This is a genomic window from Streptomyces sp. MNU76 (assembly GCF_020982545.1).
Taxonomy (GTDB): Bacteria; Actinomycetota; Actinomycetes; order Streptomycetales; family Streptomycetaceae; genus Streptomyces.
The window spans coordinates 15,346-31,608 of record NZ_JAJKLK010000033.1; the positions used below are offsets into that span (position 1 = coordinate 15,346).

Below are 16,263 nucleotides of genomic sequence, written 5' to 3' on the forward strand. Positions count from 1 at the left end.
TCCGGTCAACCCCTGTCGCCGATCTGACCACAAACCGATCCTCTGTTTCGGGCGGCGCGGGGCGACGCTCCGAAAGGGATCGCCCCGGATGTCCGCGGCGCCGCTCGCCCTGGCAGAGGCCGCACTGAGCGGCGGAAGGGCCGGCCGGCCACGGTGGCGCACCCGAAAGTTGCGGACAATGGGCGGAAACTTTCTCGTTACCGAGTATTGACGATCCACCGTCAATCCCTCAATCATCCCTCTCTGGGCGACCGGATGCAGTTCGAGATGTCGAACCGTCTCGACCCCGGGCTCACCCGTGGCCGCACGCAAGATCCACACCCCCCACAGATCAGCGCATCGCGCCACCCGCACCACCCCGGTCCGTCCCGGCGAGGCTCGCACCAGGGCATCCGGGCCTGCATACGCGACACCCCACCGCCGAACCGCGATGAAGTGCCCGCGCCGCAGCGCTGCCCCGCCGTGCCCCACCCGACGGCGGACCGGGCGCCGTCCCGGCACCGCGGCTGCCGGTGAGGTCCGTGCTGCGCGGGTTCCGGCCCGCCCCACGGGTTCGCCGCGCAGGCCCGACCGCCGCTTCCCCGAGCTCCCGCCCTATCCGCGCATATCCGTGACAGCCGCTTTGGAGGAGAGCCATGGGCTTGTACGCCCTTCCCAGACACCAGGTCCGCCGGAAGATCCGCGGCCTGCAGCTGGCGTTCGTCGCCGGCGTCCTCGGTACGGTCGCCGCGCTGGTCCCGCCGCCCGCACACGCCGCCGAGAGCACGCTGGGCGCCGCGGCGGCGCAGAGCGGCCGCTACTTCGGCACCGCCATCGCCTCCGGCAGGCTGGGCGACTCGACGTACACGTCGATCGCGAACCGCGAGTTCAACTCGGTGACGGCCGAGAACGAGATGAAGATCGACGCCACCGAACCACAGCGGGGCCAGTTCAACTTCACCGCCGGTGACCGCGTCTACAACTGGGCTGTGCAGAACGGCAAGCAGGTGCGCGGGCACACCCTGGCCTGGCACTCCCAGCAGCCCGGCTGGATGCAGAGCCTCAGCGGCAGCAACCTGCGCCAGGCGATGATCGGCCACATCAACGGCGTGATGGCGCACTACAAGGGCAAGATCGCCCAGTGGGACGTCGTGAACGAGGCCTTCGCCGACGGCAATTCGGGAGCCCGGCGCGACTCCAACCTCCAGCGGACCGGCAACGACTGGATCGAGGTCGCCTTCCGCACCGCGCGCGCCGCCGACCCGGCAGCCAAGCTCTGCTACAACGACTACAACGTCGAGAACTGGACCTGGGCCAAGACCCAGGCCATGTACAACATGGTCCGGGACTTCAAGCAGCGCGGTGTGCCGATCGACTGCGTCGGCTTCCAGGCGCACTTCAACAACGACAGCCCCTACAACAGCAACTTCCGCACCACCCTGCAGAGTTTCGCCGCGCTCGGCGTCGACGTGGCCATCACCGAACTCGACATCCAGGGCGCCTCGGGCACGACCTACGCCAACGTGACCAACGACTGCCTGGCCGTGCCGCGCTGCCTCGGCATCACCGTGTGGGGTGTGCGCGACTCCGACTCCTGGCGGCCGCAGCACACGCCGCTGCTGTTCAACTCCAACGGCAGCAAGAAGCCCGCCTACACCTCCGTCCTCAACGCTCTCAACGGCGGCTCCAACACGCCCGCTCCGGGTTCCGGTCAGGTCAAGGGCGTGGGCTCCGGCCGCTGCCTCGACGTGCCCGGCGCCTCCACCGCCGACGGCACCCAGCTCCAGCTCTGGGACTGCCACGGCGGCACCAACCAGCAGTGGACGCCCAGCAGCTCCGGCGAACTGCGGGTCTACGGCAACAAGTGCCTGGACGCCGCCGGTACCGGCAACGGCACCAAGGTGCAGATCTACTCCTGCTGGGGCGGCGACAACCAGAAGTGGCGCCTGAACTCCGACGGGACCATCGTCGGCGTCCAGTCCGGGCTGTGCCTCGAGGCCGCCTCGGGCGGCACCGGCAACGGCACCCAGATCCAGCTCAACTCCTGCTCGAACAGCGGCAACCAACGCTGGACCCGCACCTGATGGGGCCTGCCACGGACGAAAGGGCGAATCGATGAAGACCTCCGGTGCGGCTTCCCCCGCCCCTCCACGCAGACATCGTTGGTGGTCCCGGGTCGCGGCCGTGGTGGCGGCGACCCTCGCGATCGGCATGCTGGCCGCGGTGAATCCGGCGCCGGCCGAGGCGGCGACGGTGGACCCCAATGCCTGGTACGTCCTGGTCAATCGCAACAGCGGCAAGGCGCTGGACGTCTCCGGCACGTCCACCGCCGACGGCGCGCGGGTCACCCAGTGGACGCGTAACGACGCAGCCGCCAACCAGCAGTGGCAGTTCGTGGACTCCGGCGGCGGCTTCTACCGCCTCAAGGCCCGGCATTCGGGCAAGGTTCTCGACGTGGCCGGCGCCTCGACCGCGGACGGCGCCGCGATCCAGCAGTGGGCCGACCACAACGGGGCCAACCAGCAGTTCCGCCTGGCCGACTCCGACGGGGGCCATGTCCGGCTGATCAACCGCACCAGCGGCAAGGCGGTGGAGGTGCAGGGCGCCTCCACCGCAGACGGCGGCAACGTCGTCCAGTACACCGACTGGGGCGGCGCCAACCAGCAATGGCAGATGGTCAAGCTGTCGTCCGGTGGTGGCGGTGGTGGCGGATGCGGCAGCGCCCCGACCCTGACGAGCGGTACGCACACGATTCAGAGCGGCGGTAAGAGCCGCAGCTTCATCCTCAGGGTTCCCGCCAACTACGACAACAGCCGCCCCTACCGGCTGATCTTCGCGTTCCACTGGCGGGGCGGAACCGCCGGCGACGTCGCCTCGGGCGGCACGAGCGGGAGCGCCTGGTCCTACTACGGCCAACAGGAACAGTCGAACAACGGCGCGATCCTCGTCGCCCCCCAGGGCCTCGGCAACGGCTGGGCCAATTCCGGCGGTGAGGACATCACCTTCGTCGACGACATGATCCGGCGGATCGAGGGCGGCCTCTGTGTCAACCCGGCACAGCGCTTCGCCACGGGATTCAGCTGGGGCGGCGGCATGAGCTACGCACTCGCATGCAGCCGGGCGAACGTCTTCAGGGCTGTCGCGGTCATCTCCGGCGCCCAGATCAGCGGGTGCAGCGGCGGCACCCAGCCCATCGCCTACTTCGGAATCCACGGCATCAGCGACTCCGTCCTCAACATCGGGCAAGGACGGTCCCTGCGCGACACGTTCGTCAGGAACAACGGCTGCACCTCCCAGAGCCCGCGCGAGCCCGCGCCGGGCAGCCGAACGCACATCACCACCACCTACTCGGGCTGCCGTGCCGGATACCCGGTCCAGTGGGCCGCGTTCGACGGAGGCCACATACCCGGTCCGGTCGACGGTTCCGCCAACGAAAGCGGCGTCACCACCTGGACCAAAGCAGAGATCTGGAGGTTCTTCGCACAGTTCCAGTGACACGCCCGCACCATGGGGTGGAGCCAGGACGACCCTGGCTCCACCCCGTCGACGTCCGTCCCACCCAGTCCGTCCCACTGCGACGGCCTCGAAGAGCTGGTGCAGTTGTGTGGAGACCCCGACACCAGCAGGTACGTCGGTCCCGGCGCCTTCACACATCCGCTCCTCCAGCCCTCGCGTCGCCGGACCGGTCAGCATGCGCGAACCGGTCGGCTCGCGAGGCCGGCCTTCGTCAGCCACTGCTTCGCGACCGTGCCGGCGTCATCCCTGTCGTTGACGAGCTTCTTCGTCAGGTCCTCCTGGAGGTCGGCGGTGGTGAGCTTGGCGGAGACGGCGTTGAGCGCCGCCTCGGCCGTGTCGTCGCCACCACCGCGAGACCGCCGCCGAGCAGCACCGCCAACAGCAGTGCGGCTCCCGTCAGTTGGAGGGTCTGCGGTAGAGCGTCGGCCAAGGTGGCGGTCCCCGGGCGGACCGTGGAGACCGCATCACCGACGCGACCGTCCAGGCGCGCAACGAGGTACTGTTCCGGCGCCTCGGCTGGCAGCGGGTGCGGGACACGACGGTCGCGGGCGTGCCGCACGTCCTGATGCGCTGGCCGATCGGCCGCGTCGCCGCACTCGCGGCGGCCACGAAGTCCCCCCTCGGACCGCTCCTCACCGCGCTGGCTTCGCCCCCGGGCTTCGTCGGCGACGACGGAGCGCCCGTCCCCGGCACCGACGTGATCGCGGCGTGTGACGCGATCGTGCCGTCCATGGTCGAAAGGGACCCCGAGTGGGCGGGCTGGTGCGCGGTCCTCGTGAACGTCAACGATCTCGCGGCGATGGGCGCCCAACCGCTCGGGCTGCTGGACGCCGTCGGCGCCCGCGACGCCGCGCACGCCGCCCGCGTACTGTCCGGACTGACCAGGGCGGCACAGGCGTACGACATCCCGGTACTCGGCGGACACACCCAGCTCGGCGTCCCGGCCGCCCTGTCGGTGACCGCCCTCGGCCGCACGGACCGGCCGGTACCGGGTGGCGGCGGCCGCCCCGGACACGCCGTACGTCTCACCGCCGACCTCGGCGGGAGCTGGCGTCCGGGCTACCGCGGCCGCCAGTGGGACTCCACCACCCACCGCCGAACCGACGAACTGCGCACCATGACCGGGGCGGTGGCCGCCGCGCGGCCCACCGCCGCCAAGGACGTGTCGATGGCGGGCATCGCCGGCACCCTCGGCATGCTCGCCGAGGCGAGCGGCTGCCGCGCGGTGCTCGACGTGGCCGCCGTGCCCCGGCCGGAGGCCGCGACCGTGGGCGACTGGTTCACCTGCTTCCCGGGCTTCGCGATGCTCACGGCCGACGAACCGGGCACACCGCCCCTGCCCGCTGGGCCCGCCACGGGTGCCGTGTGCGGGGAACTCACCGATGGAGAAGGCGTCGGGCTGCGCTGGCCCGACGGAGAGATCACCGAAGCGGTCATGTCCACCGTGACCGGGATGGGGACCGCATGACCACCCTGCGTATGGCCGCCGTCGCCGCCGAGTTCGGCCGCGACCTGGAGGAGGACTTCCACATCGCCGAACGGCTGATCAAGGAAGCCCGGGAGGAGGGCGTACGCCTGCTGGCGCTGCCCGAGGCGTGCCTCGGCGGGTATCTGCTCAGCCTCGATGACCGCGCCGAACTCGACGAGGGCCCGCCCGCGCTCGCTCTCGACGGCCCCGAGCTCCGCCGACTGGCCTCTCTGGCCGGGGAGATGACGGTCGTCGCCGGATACTGTGAAGCGGCCGGGGAAACCCGCTACAACAGCGTCGTCTGCCTCACCGGCGACGGCGTCCTCGGCAACCACCGCAAGGTCCACCAGCCGCTGAGCGAGGACGCCAGCTACGCCTCCGGGGACCGCTTCCGCGCCTTCGACACCCCGGTCGGCCGGATCGGCATGATGATCTGCTACGACAAGGCGTTCCCGGAGTCCGCCCGCGCGCTCGCGCTCGACGGCGCCGCGATCGGGGTCTGCGTCTCCGCGTGGCCGGGATCCCGGACGAACGCGACCGCCAGCCTCGAAGAGGACCGCTGGAAACGCCGCTTCGACCTGTTCGACCGGGCCCGCGCGCTGGAGAACCAGATCGTGTGGCTGTCGGCCAACCAAGCGGGCACCTTCGGGTCGCTACGCTTCGTCGGCAGCGCCAAGGTCGTCGATCCCGGCGGCGAGATCCTCGCCGACACGGGCGTCGCCGCCGGCGTCGCCGTCGCCGAACTGGACGTCGCACAGGCACTGGAGACCGCCCGCCGGTCGATGGGGCACCTGCGCGACCGGCGGCCCGAGACCTACGACGTACCCACGGGAGCAGTCACCGCATGAGCACGATCCGGATCGCGGCCGCGGCCGCCCACTTCGGCCGCGACCTGGAGTTCGACCTCGCCCGCGTCGCCAAACTCGTCGACGACGCGCGTGCCTCCGGCGCCGGACTGCTCGTCCTGCCCGACGCCGCGCTCGGCGGCTACCTCGCCGACCTGCGCCACCCCGACCCCGAGGCCCTGCCGCCGGCCCTGAAGCCGGACGACCCGCTGATCCTCCAGGTCGCCCGCCTGGCCGCCGAGATGGTGGTCTGCCTCGGCTACTGCGAGGACGGCGGCGACGAGCGCTACAACGCCGCGGTCTGCGTCAACGGCGACGGTGTCCTCGGCCGCCACCGCAAGGTCCATCTGCCGGCCGGCGAGGTCGCCGCCTACACGCCCGGTGACCGCTTCGACGCCTTCGACACCCCGGTGGGCCGGATCGGCATGCTCATCGACTACGACAAGACCTTTCCCGAGTCGGCCCGCTCGCTGGCCCTGGACGGCGCGGAGATCCTCGCCTGCCTCTCCGCCTGGCCGACGTCCATCACCAACCGTGCCCCGCGCATGGCCCAGGACCGCCAGGCCAAGCTCTTCGACCTGTACGACCAGGCCCGTGCCGCCGAGAACCAGGTCGTCCTCGCCTCCTCCAACCAGACCGGCGCCATGGGGGGCATGCGGTTCCTCGGCCAGTCCAAGGTGGTCGGCCCCGGCGGTGACATCCTCGCCCGCACCTGGGCCAAGGCCGGCCTGGCGGTCGCCGAGATCGACGTCGCCGAGGAGATCGACCGAGCCCGCCGCATTCTGCGCCACCTCGACGAACGCCGACCCGACGCCTACCGGGAGAACCCGTCGTGAAGATCGCTCTGCTGAGCTACTCCACCAAGCCGCGCGGCGGCGTCGTGCACACCCTCGCCCTCGCCGAGGCGCTCGCCGCGGCCGGGCAGGACGTCACGGTGTGGACGCTGGGCCGCGGCGGTGACGAGGGCTTCTTCCGGCCGGTCGACCCCGCCGTACGGCTGCGGATCGTGCCGTTCCCGGACGGCCCGCCCGAGGAGTCCGTCGGCGAGCGGATCCTGCGCTCCATCGCCGTCCTGGGCACGGCCTTCGAGCCCTTCGCGGCGGCGTACGACATCGTCCACGCCCAGGACTGCATCAGCGCCAACGCGGTCGGCGGCCGCTGCGTGCGCACGGTCCACCACATCGACCACTTCACCACCCCCGAACTGGCCGCCTGCCACGAGCGGGCCATCGTGGAGCCGTACGCGCACATCTGCGTGTCGGCGGCCGTCGCCACGGAACTGGCCGACGGCTGGGGCATCGAGGCGGCCGTCATCCCCAATGGGGTGGCCTACGACCGTTTCGCCACCACTGATCCGGCTGCCCGCGCGAACTGGCGTACCCGCCTGGGCCGTTACGTCCTCACCGTCGGCGGCATCGAGCCGCGCAAGGGCTCGCTGGACCTGCTGGAGGCGTACGCCCTGCTGCGCTCCGCGCACCCCGACGTACGACTGGTGATCGCGGGCGGCGAAACGCTCTTCGACTACCGCGACTACCGGGCCCGCTGGGAGGCACGGGCAGCCGAACTCCGCGTTGAGCCGATCGTTTTGGGGCAGGTCGCCGAGGACGAGCTGCCGCCCCTGGTGGCCGCCGCCTCCGCTTTCGCCTTTCCTTCCGTGAAGGAGGGCTTCGGACTCGCCGCGATGGAGGCACTCGCCGCGGGAGTTCCGCTGGTCACACGCGACCTGCCCGTACTGCGCGAGGTGTTCGACAGCGCCGCCCGTTTCGCGACCACCCCCCAGGATCTGGCCACTGAGCTGGGCGCCGCGCTCACGGACGACACCGCAGCGCGGCGGGATGAGGGCCGCCGACTCGCCGCCCGTCACACCTGGACCACCGCAGCCGAACGCCACCTGGCGTTCTACGTCTCTCGACATGGTGGCCGCCAGGAACGGCCCGCTCCGGCCGCGAGGACGGTGGCGCGGGGCACCTGATCCCTCACGGAACAGGGCCCCTTGACGAAGACGTCGGGAAGGCGGCCGCGGTCGCACGCGTGGGGACCGCGGTTCAAGAGGAGGGCGACGACCGCAGAGTCACCCGTCTGCCGCCGCCGGTGGAGGCGTTGACACCGAAGCACGGGTGCCGGCGGTTCGGCGCTGTTTCCCGGTGTCGACGGATCGCTGCGCTCATGAAAGTCGCGCAGGATGCGTCGCAGCGGACCCGTATCGGGTTCGAATACGAGGTTCGGCATCTGCTGTTGGTGTCCCTGGGGTCGCGGTAGCGGACTTCCGTAGGAAGGGTCCACCTTCCACATGGCGTCTTTCATCTTCTCCAGTCCCAGCTCGTGCTGGGCTGGTCACTCCTCGCGGCGGGCGATCACCCGGAAGGCGTTGGAGAAGCGGCTGCGGCGGATCAGCGGGGCGAGGAGCCGGTCCAGGGCGTACATCGGGAAGCAGAACGGTATGCCCGCCCAGAAGACCGTCTTGGTGACCGCGGCGCCGAGACGGCCCGGGGGCTCGGGCAGCCAGGGCTCGTCGCGGAACGGCAGCAGCCGCAGCACGTACAGCCCTACGAGCGCGGTGAAGTCCACGGGGATATGGGACTCCTCGCGGTCCGTCGCCACCACCGTGAAGCCCAGCTCGGTGAGGGCCCGGCGCAGGTTCCGCATGGTCACGAAGTGCTGGTGCTGAGGCTGGAACCACGGCAGCCAGTACCGGCCGAAGAGCCGGCCGAAGGGCGACTCCGGGTTGGGTACCTCGATGATCAGGTGGCCGCCGGGGCGGAGCACGGTGTGAACCGCGGCCAGTTGGGCCTGCGGGTCCGTGGTGTGCTCCAGGCAGTGGAACATGCTCACCGCGTCGTACTGGCCGGCGAGTTCGTCCGCGAGGTCGGGCAGAAAGCCCTGGTAGGCCCGCTCGATGCGCCCCGACCGCTGCGCCCCGAGCACATGGGCGCCGATGTCGAGCCCGTCGAAGGCGGTGCCGGGCAGTGCTTCCTTGGCCGCCAGGCAGAAGTCACCGCCCGCCGTGCCGACGTCCAGCCAGCGCTTCGGCCGGGCGTGCCGCCGCATGGCCACGGCCCGGTCGTGGTTGCGTTTCCTCGCGGCGTCGCTGTCCAGGGCGCCGCCGATCTTCTCGGCGTACAGGCCGTCGTAGAAGTCCCGGTAGTAGAAGTCCAGTCCGGCCGCGCTGAGCTGCGGGTTCTGGAAGGTGTGCCCGCAGTCGCGGCACTGGTCCAGGGTGAAGGTGCCAGGCTTTCGCTGCAGGTGGTCCTTGGTGCGCAGGCGGCGACGCAGCTGCCGCGCCCCGCACCAGGGGCAGTCGGTGCGGCGCGGCTCGAAGAACCGGGCGATGCCGTCGGCCAGCTCTGCCTGGTACGCGGGGCGCAGGCGGGCGACGCGTTCGGCGTCGGAAGCAGGGGGCGGTGGGGCGGGTGTGTCGGGGGTGTCAGGGGCTGGTTCGTGGTGGCCATGTCCGTGGTCTCCTCTCGTTCCACTCTTCGGCACGGCGGTCGCCCTGCCGGTCGCTCGCTCACCGCTCCCGTGACTCCTGCGGCTCCCGTGGTTTCTGTGCCGCGAACTTCTCCAGGTACGCCGCCGCAGCAGCCGCCCCGCCCGCCGCACGGAAGGAGTCCCCGACGCGCCGGGCCGCCGCGCGGTAGGCGGGCCCGTCGAGTACGGCGTCGAGGGCGGCACCGATCCGTCGGCGGTCGGCGCGCCCGAAGCGCACCCGCACTCCGGCGCCGGCGCCGGTGACCTGGCCGGCGATCAGTGGTTGGTCGTCCCGGATGGGCGCGACCACCAGCGGTACGCCGTGCCACAGGCACTCGGCTACGGTGTTCTGCCCGGCGTGGCTGACCATCGCGGACGCCCGGCGCAGGAGCGGCAGTTGGGGGATCCGGGGCAGCACCAGGAGGTCGGCGTCGGACTCTTGGTCGAGTACCCCCCCGGGGTCGGCGAATACCGCCTGCAGCCGCCGCCCGCGCTCCCGCGCGGCGGCCGCGCACTCGGCGAGGAAACGTGCCCCCAGGCCGGTGTTGGCCGTGCCGAGTGAGACCAGGACGGTGGCCCGGTGCTCGTCGAGCCACTCCCAGGGGAAGTCGGCGGCCGGGCGCCGGGTGAACGCCGGACCGACGTACCGCAGCTGCGGCAGCTGAGGGCCCGGGCCCGCGAGTTCGGGGGTGGTGAAGGAGAGCACCAGGTCGGGGGAGAAGCGCGGATCGTGGGTGCGCCCCGGGTCGCCGAGGCGGGCGCGCAGCTCCGCGACGAGCCCGGCGGTCCACTGAGCCACCTTCGGCATGCCGTCCAGGGCGTCGCTGAACTCCGCCGGGGTGGTCGACGCGGTGGCATACGGCACCCCGAGGCGCTCGGCGACGAGGGCACCGGCGAGGGTCTGCTGGTCGGCGACGACGACATCGGGCCGGAACCCCTCGACCGCGCGGCGCACACCGGGCGCCATCGCCCCGGCGAGCGGCACGAGGAACTCCTCCCACAGGAAGCGCAAGGCTGCGGCACCGCGCAGGGCAGCCGGACGTTCCGGGAGCGGGGGCACGTCGCACGGGTACACCTCGGCGTCGGGTCCGGCCAGTTCCCCGACGAACCCGGGCAGTCCGGCCCAGGCGGCCCGGTGCCCGCATCTGGTCAGCTCGGCGGCCACGCTGACCGCCGGGTTGACGTGCCCGACCAGGGGCGGCACGACGAACAGAAAGCGGCTCACGGCGCGACCAGCTCCCGGTGGCCGTCCCGTAGCCAGTCGAGCAGCAGCGGGACGACCGTCTCGGGGGTGCCGACCAGCACGGAGTGCCCGTGCCCGGGCACCGTCACGGTGCGGCAGCGGGGCAGCAGCGATTCCAGCCAGGGCGCCATGTCGGCCAGGTCGGAGGTAGCGCCGTACACCGCGCAGACCGGCACGTGCAGGCTCTGCCAGGACTCCTCGGCGGGGACGGGGCAGGACGCGATGTCCTCGGCGATGGAGGTGCCGTGCAGCAGCCGGGTGGCCCAGCGCACCAGGCGGGCCTCGTGGCGGCCGTAGGTCTCCTCGATCCACGGCAGGGTGCGCTCGTCGTGGAGCTGGTGGGCGGAGCCGGCCAGGATGCCGCTCATCTTCTTGGCCCAGGCGGCGGTCGGCGGCTCGGACTCCAGCATCAGGATGCCGGCGACCCGCTCCGGGCGGCGCAGCGCGTAGGCGAGGGCGACGGTGCCGCCGAAGGAGTTGCCGATCAGGTGGACGGGCCCTTCCAGGGCGAGGGCGTCGAGGAGTGCGTCCAGGTCGCCGCTGAAGTCCTCGATGCCGTAGCCGCGCGGCGGGCGGGAGCTGCGGCCGTGGCCGCGCTGGTCGTACATCACGACGTCATGTCCGGCTGCGGCGAGCGCGGGCGCGATGGTGAAGTAGTAGCTGGTCAGGTTGTCGGTGGCGATGCCGTGCACGAGGACGACCGTCTGGGGCGGCCCGGTGCCGGGGTGGGTGCGCCGCTCAGCCGCTCCACGTTCAGCCGGATCCCGCCCGCCTCGATCGTGGTCACCGCAGGCACCCCGCGATGTACTGGACGAGTTGTCCGACGGTCAGTCCGACGATGTCGGAGAGTTCGAGCGAGGCGAACCAGGCGGGGAAGTCGACCCGGTCGCCGTAGCGCCCGCCCAGCTCGGCGGTGAGCGTGACCAGGTCGATGGACTCCAGGTCGAGGTCCTCCACGAAGCGGGTGTCGGAGGTGATCGGGGTGTCGTCCAGTTCGAGGTCGTCGAGGACCGTGTGCAGCGCGTCGGTGATCTCGGCGAGGACGGCGGCGTACGCGGGGCCGGTGGTGGCGGGGCTGGTCATGATGGGCGCTCCTCGGTCCAAGCGACGGTGTAGGTACGGGTGGGCAGCCCCGGCGGGTTGGTCACATCGGTGAGCCGGATGCGCCGCAGCCGGCCGGAGGGCGCCCGGACCGTGAGGGCACGGGCGCCGTCTTCGACCTCGACCGCCGTGAAGTCCCGCGGCCGGCCGCCCAGTCCGGTGCCCTCGGCCTTGGCCGCGGCTTCCTTGGCGGCCCAGAACCGGGTCAGCGGGCCGGGGCCGCCGCCGAGCCCGGTGAAGAGCGCCCGCTCGTCCGGGGCGAGGATGGCGTCGTAGGCCGTTTCGGGGCGCTCGACGATCTCCTCGATGTCGATGCCGGTGCCGGTGCCAGGGCTGTCGGCGGCGGGGTGGACGAGTGCGACGGCGGCCTCCCGGCAGTGCGCCAGCGACAGTTCCAGAGGCGGGAGTTCTCTGCCGTGTACGCCCTCGGGGCGCGGTCTGCCGCCAGGGTCGTTGGCGACCCGTATCTCGGCGGGGAAGACGGGGCCCGCGCCGTGCGCCCACAGGTGGCGGCGTACGGCGTCCTTGGCGGCGATCCGGCCGAGCAGCCACTGGCGCCGGCCGCGCGGGGGGTGCCCGGCGTACTGCTCGCGCTCAGGGCCCGCGAGCTGGCTGCGCATGAATATCTCGCGGGATGCGGGGTCGGGCCAGCGTTCGAAGACCAGCTGCCAGCCGCCCTCCTGGGTTTCCGACAGAGTGTTGTGCTCGGGCCATCGTTTGACCGGATCGACCTCGGGCGGCGAGTCGAAGCGCCGGTCCCGCCAGCCGCGGATCTCGGCCCAGACCTCGCCGTCGCGGGCGAGCTGCGCGTCAGCCACCAGGACGGTGTCCGTCACGGTGGTGACCCTGATGTGGCAGTCGAGTGCGGTGCCCTGTTCCGGGGGCGGGCCGTGGAAACGGATCTCCTCGACGCCCGTCGGGAAGACGATGGTGCGGTCGGGGTGCGTGGCCATCAGCCAGTAGCCGAGCAGCTGACCGACGTTGTCGAGGAGCGCGCCGGGCGCGGACGGGGTGGTCAGGACACCGCGGACGTGCCGCTCGCCGAGCGCGCCGATCTCGGTGACGCCGCGGAACCGCGGGCCGTGGAACATCCAGCGGGCGTCGTACATCTGCCGCGCGGACACAGCCGGACGGCTCTCCGGGGCTTCCGTCCGCCACGGCCGTGGGCGGGGCGCGGTGTCGTGCCCGTGGGCGGTCTCGACCGTTGCGCGGGCGTGGCGCCCGAACTCCACGGCGTACCGCCCCTGTCCCTCGGGCCGGACCGTGACCGTGGCCTCGGTGGGCGGGGCGGCGACGGTCCACTGCAGAAACCGGGCGTCGTGCACGGCCACGGCCCTCCCTGGGCCGGGCACGGCGTCGATCATGTGCTGCACCAGGGTGGTGGCGGGCACCACGGGCCAGCGGTCGGCGATCTCGGGCCAGTGCGCGGGCTGCCGGAAGAAACAGTGGTCGGCGAGGTACGGCATGGTGTCGAGTGAGATGCGCAGGGTGATGGCGCGGGGGGTGGCGGCAGGCGGCACCGCCCCGGTCGCCGAGGGCTCGGGGGCGGCGCCGCGGGCGCGGTGCGGCGCGGGGCCGCTGCCGCGGCGAACAGCTCCGCCAGTTCCGCTGCCGTGTCCGCCGTCTCGCCGAGCAGCGAGCGCAGTTCGGCCGCCACGGGGCTCCGCGCGGCCACGGCCGCGAGCCGGTCCATCCCGGGTGCGGGTGCCGCGCGCAGGGTGCTGCGGAGCCGGTCCCGGGTGGCGGCGTCGAGCGAGACGAGCCCGGAGCCGAGGGCGAGGGGACGGTGACGGGGGCAGGGGCGGGACGGCTCGCGGGCTCTCCGTGGCCGTACGGAGGGTCTCCGCCGTAGGGTCGGTCTCCGCCGTACGGGCAGGCGCCGCCGTCGACCGAGGCGTGGCCCCCGCCCGCAGCGCCGCGAAGTCCGGTTCGGCACCGTGCGACCAGAGTCCGGCCGCCACCCGGTACAGCTGCGAAAGCCCGCTGTGCCGGGGCGTGTTGGCGCTGAGCGTCAGGCACGCGCGGCTGGTGAGGGTGTCGTCCACGAGAGCCGGCAGCTGGCCCTGGCCCAGCTGTACGAAGGCCCGGAACCCGGCGTCGTACAGGGCCGTGGTGAGCTGCCGGAAGCGGACCGGTTCGAGCAGGTGGCGCAGGAAGAGCGCGCGCGCCGCGGCCTCGTCGGCCGGGAAGGGCGCGGCGGTCGTGGCGGACCAGACGGGCACCCGGGGCGGGTGCAGCGTGAAGCCGCGCGCGGCCTTCTCGATGGAGGTGAGGTACGGGGCGAGCATCGGCGTGTGGAAGCCGGACTCGAAGGGCAGCAGCCGACCGAGCACTCCCGCGCCGCGCAGCCGCCCGATGAGCGCCTCGACCTGGTCGTGAGGTCCGCAGGCGACGGTCTGGTGGGGCGCGTTGTCGTGCGAGACGACGACGTCCGGGTACGCCGCGAGCTCGGCATCCACCTGGTCCGCACCGGTGCCGAACGCGGCGAAGGCGAGCCCTGGGACGCGCAGCGTGGCCGGGTCGAAGTCCCGCAGGAAGGCGTCGACCTCGGCGTCCGCGTACATCCCGCCGACCGCCATCGCCGTCCACTCCCCCACACTGTGCCCGGCCAGCGCGTCCGGCCGGACGCCGATCCGGGCGAGCGCTCCGGCGAGCAGCCGGCCGAGGCCGACGACGGCCGCGCCGTGCCGGGCGACGTCGCCCACGCGGGCGTCCGGCCAGTGCGGCGCCGGCAGGTCGAAGTGGCGGGCGACGTCCTCGGCCCGCGGCTCGAACTCGGCCTCCAGCCCTGGGCAGAGGAAGGCGATCTTCCCGCCGCCCATGCCGAGTACCGGCCGCGGCGCGCACCAGACGTCGCTTCGGCCGCCCCAGGTCCGGGCGCGGGCGACTGCCTTGCGGGCCAGGGCGAGGCGGCGGTCGGTGGGGTCCAGGACGGCGACGCGGGCGCCCCCGGCTCCCCTCGCTCCGCCCTCGGCGGCGGCCGCGCGCAGCGCGGTGTCGTCGGCGTCGAGCAGTTCGGCGAGGTCCTGCGGGGTCGCGGCTGCGAGCCGCAACAGCCGGGGCGGCTCGGCCACTTCGGCACGGTCCGAGGAGGCAGCAGGCCCAGCGCCCGGGCCGCCGGGTGCCGGGGCCGCAGGCGCGACGGCCGGAGCCGATGCCGGTGCGGGAACCGACGCCGGGGCAGGCGCCCATGCGGGGGCAGGTACGGGCTCCGGTACCGACTCCAGGACGACGTGGGCGTTGATCCCGCCGAAGCCGAAGGCGCTGACCGCGGCACGTCGGACGTCCCCGTCCCAGGTCCGGGCCTGCTGGGCCGGAGCGAAGCGGGTGACGCGGAGCGCCGGGTGCGGGTCGTCGCAGTGCAGGGTCGGCAGGAGCATGCCGTGGTGCACCGCCAGGGCCGCCTTGACGAGGCCCGCCACACCCGCCGCCGGCATCGTGTGGCCGATCATCGACTTCACGGAGCCGATCACGGCGTCGGGCCCGGCGTCCGGGTCCGGCGGCCCGAACACCTCGGCCAGCGCGGCCAGTTCGGCCCGGTCGCCGCCGGGGGTTCCGGTGCCGTGCGCCTCCAGGAGGCCGAGCGACCCCGGTGCCGCCGGGTCGAGCCCCGCCGCAGCCCAGGCGAGCCGGACGGCGCGGGCTTGGCCGCCGGGGTCCGGGTTGACCAGGGAGCCGGCCCGGCCGTCGCCGGCCACGCCGACGCCGCGGACCACGGCGTAGATCCGGTCGCCGTCGCGCCGCGCGTCCGCGAGCCGTTTGAGTACGACCACGCCGGTGCCCTCGCCCATCAGCACGCCGTCCGCGTCCCGGTGGAACGGGCGGATCCGCTGGGACGGCGACAGCGCCCGCAGCCGGCTGAAGACGGACCAGAGCGTGATGTCGTGGCAGTGGTGCACGCCGCCCGCGAGCATCACGTCGCAGCTGCCCGCGGCGAGCGCGCCGACGGCCTGGTCGAGTGCGACGAGCGAGGAGGCGCAGGCCGCGTCCACGGTGTAGGCGGGGCCACGCAGATCGAGCCGGTTGGCGACCCGGGACGCCGCGAAGTTGGGCACGAGGCCGATCACCGACTCGGGGCTCTGCTCGCCGCCGAGCGCGGCCGTGAACGCCATCCGTACCGCGTCGAGCCGCTCGCCGTCCAGCTCGGGCAGTAACTCGTGCAGGGTGCGCACCAGTTGGGCGGACGTACGCATCCGTTGGTCGAGTCGGGCGAGCCCGTCGCTCAGATAACCGCCGCGGCCGAGCACGACACCGACCCGGGAGCGGTCTTCGGGCAGTGCGGCCTCCCCCGCGTCGGCGAGCGCGGCCGCGGCGGTGCGCAGCGCGATCAGCTGGTCGGGTTCGGTGCCGGGCACGGAGTCCGGCATGAGTCCGAAGACGGTCGGGTCGAAGGCGGCGAGCGCGTCGAGCCCGTCGACGAAGCCGCCGCGGCGGCAGTAGACGCCATCGAGGCCGCGCCGTCCGTCCGGGTCGTAGTAGGTGTCCGCGTCCCAGCGGGCCTTGGGCACCTCGGAGATGGCGTCAGCGCCGGTGACGAGGTTGCGCCAGAACGCGGCCAGGTCACAGGCGCCGGGCAGGGTCACCGCCATGCCGACGATGGCGACGGGCTGCCGCTGCTGCGGGGCGGTCGGTCGCATCGTGGG

General features: G+C 72.9%; 11 protein-coding genes. 6 read left to right on the forward strand and 5 right to left on the reverse strand.

Going from position 1 to position 16,263, the window contains the following annotated elements; genetic code table 11:
* Positions 1-635: 635 nt before the first annotated feature.
* The 6 genes from E4N62_RS47470 to E4N62_RS47500 all read left to right on the forward strand — a co-directional run bounded on the left by E4N62_RS47470 (position 636) and on the right by E4N62_RS47500 (position 7,780).
* Complete coding sequence (locus E4N62_RS47470) at positions 636-2,063, forward strand: endo-1,4-beta-xylanase (protein WP_230224729.1); 1,428 nt, start codon at positions 636-638, stop codon at positions 2,061-2,063.
* 31 nt (positions 2,064-2,094) lie between these two features.
* Positions 2,095-3,474: an RICIN domain-containing protein gene (locus tag E4N62_RS47475; protein WP_268270634.1), complete on the forward strand. Its 1,380-nt coding sequence runs from the start codon at positions 2,095-2,097 to the stop codon at positions 3,472-3,474.
* A gap of 571 nt (positions 3,475-4,045) precedes the next feature.
* Positions 4,046-4,963, forward strand: coding sequence for an MSMEG_0567/sll0787 family protein (locus E4N62_RS47485; RefSeq protein ID WP_230224730.1), 918 nt, complete (start codon positions 4,046-4,048; stop codon positions 4,961-4,963).
* Complete coding sequence (locus tag E4N62_RS47490; protein WP_230224731.1) at positions 4,960-5,811, forward strand: carbon-nitrogen hydrolase family protein; 852 nt, start codon at positions 4,960-4,962, stop codon at positions 5,809-5,811. The genes E4N62_RS47485 and E4N62_RS47490 overlap by 4 nt, the downstream gene beginning before the upstream one ends.
* On the forward strand, positions 5,808-6,644 hold the full coding sequence (locus tag E4N62_RS47495) for a carbon-nitrogen hydrolase family protein (RefSeq protein ID WP_230224732.1): 837 nt from the start codon (positions 5,808-5,810) through the stop codon (positions 6,642-6,644). Before E4N62_RS47490 ends, E4N62_RS47495 begins: the two co-directional genes overlap by 4 nt.
* The gene (locus E4N62_RS47500; RefSeq protein WP_230224733.1) at positions 6,641-7,780 is read left to right on the forward strand and encodes an MSMEG_0565 family glycosyltransferase; all 1,140 of its coding nucleotides are present in this window, start codon (positions 6,641-6,643) and stop codon (positions 7,778-7,780) included. Before E4N62_RS47495 ends, E4N62_RS47500 begins: the two co-directional genes overlap by 4 nt.
* Positions 7,781-8,142: 362 nt before the next feature.
* Here E4N62_RS47500 and E4N62_RS47505 read toward each other — a convergent pair whose 3' ends face one another.
* The 5 genes from E4N62_RS47505 to E4N62_RS47525 all read right to left on the reverse strand — a co-directional run bounded on the left by E4N62_RS47505 (position 8,143) and on the right by E4N62_RS47525 (position 16,257).
* Positions 8,143-9,291 (reverse strand): class I SAM-dependent methyltransferase, encoded by a 1,149-nt coding sequence (locus tag E4N62_RS47505; protein WP_230224734.1) that lies wholly within the window; start codon positions 9,289-9,291, stop codon positions 8,143-8,145.
* A 25-nt stretch (positions 9,292-9,316) separates the two neighbouring features.
* Positions 9,317-10,501: a glycosyltransferase gene (locus E4N62_RS47510; RefSeq protein WP_230224735.1), complete on the reverse strand. Its 1,185-nt coding sequence runs from the start codon at positions 10,499-10,501 to the stop codon at positions 9,317-9,319.
* Entirely contained in the window at positions 10,498-11,211 is a 714-nt protein-coding gene (locus E4N62_RS47515; RefSeq protein WP_230224736.1) for an alpha/beta fold hydrolase, read from the reverse strand. Before E4N62_RS47515 ends, E4N62_RS47510 begins: the two co-directional genes overlap by 4 nt.
* Before the next feature lie 91 nt (positions 11,212-11,302).
* The gene (locus E4N62_RS47520) at positions 11,303-11,602 is read right to left on the reverse strand and encodes an acyl carrier protein (protein WP_230224737.1); all 300 of its coding nucleotides are present in this window, start codon (positions 11,600-11,602) and stop codon (positions 11,303-11,305) included.
* Positions 11,599-16,257: a type I polyketide synthase gene (locus tag E4N62_RS47525; protein WP_230224739.1), complete on the reverse strand. Its 4,659-nt coding sequence runs from the start codon at positions 16,255-16,257 to the stop codon at positions 11,599-11,601. The genes E4N62_RS47520 and E4N62_RS47525 overlap by 4 nt, the downstream gene beginning before the upstream one ends.
* Positions 16,258-16,263: the final 6 nt, after the last annotated feature.